General features: G+C 60.8%; 8 protein-coding genes and 1 tRNA gene. 4 read left to right on the forward strand and 5 right to left on the reverse strand.

Annotated features, from left to right (window positions below; all coding sequences use genetic code 11):
* Positions 1 to 179: 179 nt before the first annotated feature.
* The 3 genes from FHT02_RS21095 to FHT02_RS21105 all read left to right on the forward strand — a co-directional run bounded on the left by FHT02_RS21095 (position 180) and on the right by FHT02_RS21105 (position 819).
* A complete protein-coding gene (locus FHT02_RS21095; protein ID WP_184092184.1) occupies positions 180 to 371 on the forward strand; it encodes a hypothetical protein in 192 nt (63 codons plus the stop codon).
* A gap of 100 nt (positions 372 to 471) precedes the next feature.
* Positions 472 to 672: a 30S ribosomal protein S21 gene (rpsU, locus tag FHT02_RS21100; protein WP_184092196.1), complete on the forward strand. Its 201-nt coding sequence runs from the start codon at positions 472 to 474 to the stop codon at positions 670 to 672.
* A 61-nt stretch (positions 673 to 733) separates the two neighbouring features.
* Positions 734 to 819: transfer RNA gene (locus FHT02_RS21105), tRNA-Leu, on the forward strand.
* A gap of 74 nt (positions 820 to 893) precedes the next feature.
* On the opposite strand, the gene FHT02_RS21110 is transcribed toward FHT02_RS21105, so the two are convergent.
* Positions 894 to 1,052, reverse strand: coding sequence for a hypothetical protein (locus FHT02_RS21110; protein ID WP_184088733.1), 159 nt, complete (start codon positions 1,050 to 1,052; stop codon positions 894 to 896).
* 159 nt (positions 1,053 to 1,211) lie between these two features.
* Between FHT02_RS21110 and FHT02_RS21115 the strand changes: the two genes are divergently transcribed.
* Positions 1,212 to 1,376, forward strand: a complete 165-nt coding sequence (locus FHT02_RS21115) for a hypothetical protein (RefSeq protein WP_184092186.1) — start codon at positions 1,212 to 1,214, stop codon at positions 1,374 to 1,376.
* A 42-nt stretch (positions 1,377 to 1,418) separates the two neighbouring features.
* Here the strand turns inward: FHT02_RS21115 and FHT02_RS21120 are convergent, their stop codons facing one another.
* The 4 genes from FHT02_RS21120 to FHT02_RS21135 all read right to left on the reverse strand — a co-directional run bounded on the left by FHT02_RS21120 (position 1,419) and on the right by FHT02_RS21135 (position 4,772).
* Positions 1,419 to 1,892, reverse strand: a complete 474-nt coding sequence (locus tag FHT02_RS21120; RefSeq protein ID WP_425506476.1) for a Ros/MucR family transcriptional regulator — start codon at positions 1,890 to 1,892, stop codon at positions 1,419 to 1,421.
* Positions 1,893 to 1,974: 82 nt separating this feature from the next.
* Positions 1,975 to 2,211, reverse strand: a complete 237-nt coding sequence (locus FHT02_RS21125; protein WP_246352613.1) for a MarR family transcriptional regulator — start codon at positions 2,209 to 2,211, stop codon at positions 1,975 to 1,977.
* Complete coding sequence (locus tag FHT02_RS21130; protein ID WP_184092192.1) at positions 2,199 to 3,431, reverse strand: ATP-dependent DNA ligase; 1,233 nt, start codon at positions 3,429 to 3,431, stop codon at positions 2,199 to 2,201. The genes FHT02_RS21125 and FHT02_RS21130 overlap by 13 nt, the downstream gene beginning before the upstream one ends.
* 870 nt (positions 3,432 to 4,301) lie before the next feature.
* Positions 4,302 to 4,772 carry a VOC family protein gene (locus tag FHT02_RS21135; protein WP_184092194.1) on the reverse strand — a complete coding sequence of 157 codons (471 nt, stop codon included), beginning with the start codon at positions 4,770 to 4,772 and terminating at the stop codon, positions 4,302 to 4,304.
* Positions 4,773 to 5,137: the final 365 nt, after the last annotated feature.

Genomic DNA, 5,137 nt, shown 5'->3' on the forward strand with positions numbered 1-5,137 from the left:
GGTCAGGTTCGACCCCGATCCAGGCATCGTACGTGAAGGGGCTGCCATTCCATCTGCTTTCGAAACGCAGCCGCCGCGATACACCATCTTTGAGGGACGAGCGGTCCAGACCGGACGCGTACGCTCATGGCAACGTTTCGCCCGCGGTTTCGTTAAGCCGTCGACGATGGAGGGGACCTATGGCTGAAAACCCGGCTTTTTACCGCGACCGCGCACGTGAGCAGCGCGAGGCGGCTGAAGCGACTACCCTGGTCAACGTTCGTAACCGCTGCATCTCTGCCGCTGAGACCTGGGAGCGGATGGCAGAACGAGGAGAAGGAATCGGCCGCGGCCAAGCAGAACGCTTGGTCGCAGCAACACCGGCTGAGTAGCCGACACCTTCATCGTGCCGCACTGAGGACCTGCCAGCTGCTTGCTTCGAGCAACTGGCACCCCCTAGTGCACCATATCAACCGAGAGAGCACAGTTCGCATGCAAGTAGTCGTCCGCGAGAACAACGTAGACCAGGCCCTCCGCGTCCTGAAAAAGAAGCTTCAGCGCGAGGGTGTCTATCGCGAGATGAAGCTACGCAGGCACTACGAGAAGCCCTCAGAGAAGCGGGCGCGTGAGCACGCCGCTGCAATCAGCCGGGCTCGCAAGGCCGATCGCAAGCATGCTGAACGGGATCGCTGATCCCGGAGGGCTTCGGCTCTCTTGACCCTCGGAGCAGCCGACGCTTCCTTGGTTTAGGCGTGCGGACGTGGCGGAATGGTAGACGCCGGGGACTTAAAATCCCCTGCCATTCGGGGCGTGCGGGTTCGAGTCCCGCCGTCCGTACCAGTGTCGAGATTGCGACTGTGCAGAACGACAGCTGACCGTAAGGCTCCGCATGGGAGCCCTACGACAGCATCCGATCAGCTGTTGTCGGTACCTGACGTTTTCACGTCTTCGGCTTCGTTTCCTTTGGGAGGCGAGGCCACCGAAACGCCGGTGGGATTGATTGTGTCGCCACCTGGGTTCTTCTGATCTTCCTGATCGTCAGGTCCTGTCGAATTGGGCATATTGCCAGCCATATCGCGCGCTCCTGTGTTGCTACGCCTAAAGAACGCACGGCACCTGCCGAGGTCCCCGTGCTGAACAGCACGGCGCTCGCTTCGTTAGCCGCCGTTAACCAAGTCTTTACGTATTTCACCTGAGGATGGCGCATCGATCCGGGGGGCCGGAGAGAAGCAATGACCGAGACCATGGGTCTGATCCGCGAGCTGGAGCGGGTTCAACGTTTTGCACAGGATCTGAGCGATCCTCGCTCATACGCGGCGCTTAGCCGCTACCGTCGGGATCTCGAGGCAGATCTCGGCAAGCAACAGCGCGGCAGCGCCCGGCGGCTGATGATCTAGGCCGATCAGGGCCGCGACGTTTCGCCGCGGCCCAGAGGCTGGTTAGGCGTCCTCAGCCGGCGCGCTTGCCTTGCGTGCAGCAGGTGCCTTCGCCTTCGTAGCCGCCGGCGCTGCCGCCTTGGGCTTACGGCCAAGGCCGATCTTCTTGGCGAGATCACGACGCTGCTCAGCATAGTTCGGCGCAACCATCGGGTAATCCGCCGGCAGGTTCCACTTGGTGCGGTACTGCTCAGGGGTCATCTGGTAGTGTGTCATAAGGTGGCGCTTGAGCATCTTGAGCTTCTTACCGTCTTCCAAGCAGACGATGAAGTCGGGCTTGACCGACGACCGAACGGAAACAGCCGGTTCTTGCTTGACTGGTTCCGGTTCGACAGGCTCACCAAGTCCATTCAGCGCGTTGTGAACATTGGCAATAAGCGTCGGAATATCGCTCACCGAAACACTGTTGTTGCTGACATGGGCAGCAACAATGTCGGCGGTTAAGGTGACGAGAGATTGCTCGGAATCGGTCAAAATAAATGTCCTGCTGGGGTGAGCGCGTAATGGCGCCGGCGCCTACTTATACGGGGATGACTGTATCTGCCAGTTCTTTGACTGCTTAGGCGTGTCCAAGAGAGAGACGTTGGAGCTTCTGAAGGAACTCTGCGCCTTCGGGCGTAGCTACCGCGAAGACGTCGCGCTTGTCGGCAGGGTTTGGCGCGCGGCGGGCAAGCCGCAGATCAGTCAGCCTGTTGAGCGCCCGCGTGATCACCGGGTTGGTGACCTTCAGCAGCTTGGCTACCCCCCGGATCGTATGCGGTCCTTCGTCCATATGGATCAGCTTCAACAAGGCCATTTGCCGGTTGGTGAGATCGGGAACGCCCGATCGCACATAATCGAGAACCGTTGCCTTCCACTTCGTAAGCGGTGCTTCGTACGCTTGTACGTCCATGATGTTGTCCTCTCCTGGTCTTGCTTGCGTGCAGTGATTTCAGGAACTTGCTGCACAACGCGTCGCTCGGGCCAGGTGTCCGCGACTAGCTCCGCCGTCGGATGCCCGCGAGTTCGACCACATCGACCAGCGAAGTGCCGCAGCTTGTCGCTCCCTTTCAGGTATCGGACGCTCACGCGCATCTTAGGCTCAATCCAGCGGGCCTTCTTGGCCTTGGGCATGTTGGGTAGCGGCTTGGCACGCTCCAGCTGGTCGACCACTGAGTAGAAGAGACCCCGAAGGTCAGCAGCCAACGTCACCGCTGCGCCCCCGGCATACTCAAGCCCATCATTCGTCTCGCGCGCGAGCAACGCCGAGACCGGCTCTCCCGGCGTTGCCTCGGTACCGACAACCACAAACTCGTCCTGTGCCCAGGCTTTGGTCTTGAGGCAGTTGCGGGTACGGCCGCTATGGTAGCGGCTTCCACGCTTCTTTGAGACGATCCCCTCCAAGCCCATCTGTCCGACGGCTTGGAAGAACGCCTCCCCTCCCCCGCGTACATCCTGGCTGAAGTGGATAGAAGCGCCTGCATCAAAGCCGCCGACCAAGTCCTCGAGCCGCTCGCGTCGCTGCTCGATCGCCAGGGGCCGCACGTTCCTACCTTCGTGGTGCAGCAGGTCGAATGCCATGAAGACGAGGCTTTCGGGTGCGCGAGTGATCGCGGACCGTAAGCCGGTAAAGTCGCAGCGGCCGTGCTGATCCTGGAGCACGATCTCGCCGTCGATAATTGCGCGCCGGCAGCTTAGGCCTGACGCAGCCTCGACGATCAGGCGATAGTCCTTGGTCCTGTCATGGCCGTTGCGTGTGTATGCGCGAACCTCGCCTCCATCGATGACTAACTGGGTGCGATAGCCGTCATACTTCACCTCATGGATCCAGCCATCGCCTTCGGGCGGGGCGTCCACAAGCGTCGGGAGCATTGGCTCGATGAACGCCAGCGGTGGCTCCGGAGCATGCTCCGGAAGCGGCTCGTGCCCAGGCTTCTCATGGTAGAAAACGTCGCCTAGGTTGCGGCAGTCGACTGCCTGCCCGCACGCCGGACAGTTGATGAAGTGGATGGACTCAGGCCCGTCGGGCGCCGTCACAGGAAGGGCGTTCAGCTCGTGCCGGCCAAGAGGCGGATCGAAGCGCTTCACTAAGTGGAATCGCTCGCCACGCGGACTCGTTCCCGGGGGATGGCGTGATGGGACGTGCGTCCCCCTGCCCTTCTACGGTAGGATCGCCCGACAGGGGGGTAATGATGGTCAACCGCAGCATTGTACTTATGGCACTCGGCTGCTTCTTCGCTGGCGCGATTTTCACCCTGCTCCTGTCGGGGGGCGGCCCACCCCCCTCTCTAACCGACGATCTGGATCCCGAATGGAGGAAGGCGACGGTTCAGTTCGACACGAGACTTCGGGAACGCTTCCCGGCAGGAACTACGATCGCCAGCCTTGCCCGTGAGCTGCAAGAGCAGGGTTTTGAGCCTACATGGTATGAGGTTGGCGGGGAATATGGGGCAGTTCGCCAGGAGGGAAACTTCCCTGCTCGGTGGCGGCTCGCGTCTACTGGCAACCTGGTCCGAACAGCACGCTCGCGTCCATCCGCGGCGTTTACCGCGAGGAAGGGTGTCTCTGACGCTTAGGTGTTTCCCCTGCGGCGCATTTCAGCGACATCTCGGCTAAGAAGCTTGTCTACTTCGGAGCCGGGGGGCTCGACCGAAGGTCGCAGAAGAGCCAGGTCCAGCCAAGCTGAGCCTGGCTTTTTAGCTTTTAGGGCTGCCCCAGAAAGCGAAACGCCCCGCCAGGGCATGGCGGGGCGCGATTGCGACCAACGCCAACCGGGGGGTGGGAACGCGTCGGTTCTCGAATAACCGCTCTGCCTGAGATTGGTTCCCTGACGCGCGCGAAAACTCGGCGATCGAATGTGGGTGTCAACCTCAGGTCCGTTCTAAGGATCAAGCAGGCCATGTAAGGTCACCGCTTCTTGATCGTGTCGTTCACCTCGATCCAATATCCGTCTGGATCTTGGAAGAAGATCTGGCGGATACCGTCTGTTCGGACGTTCTGGATCACACCGGGAGTACCCACGACGTCGCTCCAACCCTGACCGCGCGCTTGAAGCTTGTGCATGATTGGGTCGAGACTTTCTACGGCGATTGCGATGTGAACGCGGCGATGTTGCTCGACCGGTGCGGTGCGGCCGGGCTGGATGTGAAGCTCAATTCCGTTGGCGAAGCGCATCCAGCGCGGCCCGCCTGCTGGAAAGGGCGACGGTATCTCGTTCAAGCGGAACAGGTCGCGATAAAAGTCGATACTTGCTTGTTGGTCGGCGACCCAGATTGCAACATGGTCAAGCCGCGCGGTGGGCGCAGCCGCGTCTTGCGCCGCGGCCGGCAGCGCAGGGGCAAGTAGTAGGCTTACAGAGAGTAGGGCGCCGTTGTACATCAGAAGGTTCTCCTCTCAAGTAGCTTAGCATCAAAGCTGGCTTGAGAAGCAGCGCGAACATTTTTACGAGAACACTGAGGCGCCATTCTGAATACCGAGGTGGCGGTTGTCACCCTCAGCTTGTCTCCTTGGATTGTGTGTCCTGCCGTAGAAGCTGCGGCCGTTCATATTCTCAGTACCCGTGCCTCAGCCGTCGAGCCTGCCGGCTTTTCAGGGCGGCTGGGCAGGTAAGCGCCAGTAGCTGCCTTTCTGAGCCCCTCCCCTCTTCCCCAAAAGCTGCCGTAGGTCGTCTAATCGCGTCGGTTGCAAGGGGCATCTGAGATACGTTGCCGGGAGCATGGTCGTCTTCGCGGTCAGCATGTGCC

The sequence above is a fragment of the Sphingomonas xinjiangensis genome, from assembly GCF_014199255.1.
Lineage (GTDB): Bacteria > Pseudomonadota > Alphaproteobacteria > Sphingomonadales > Sphingomonadaceae > Sphingomonas > Sphingomonas xinjiangensis.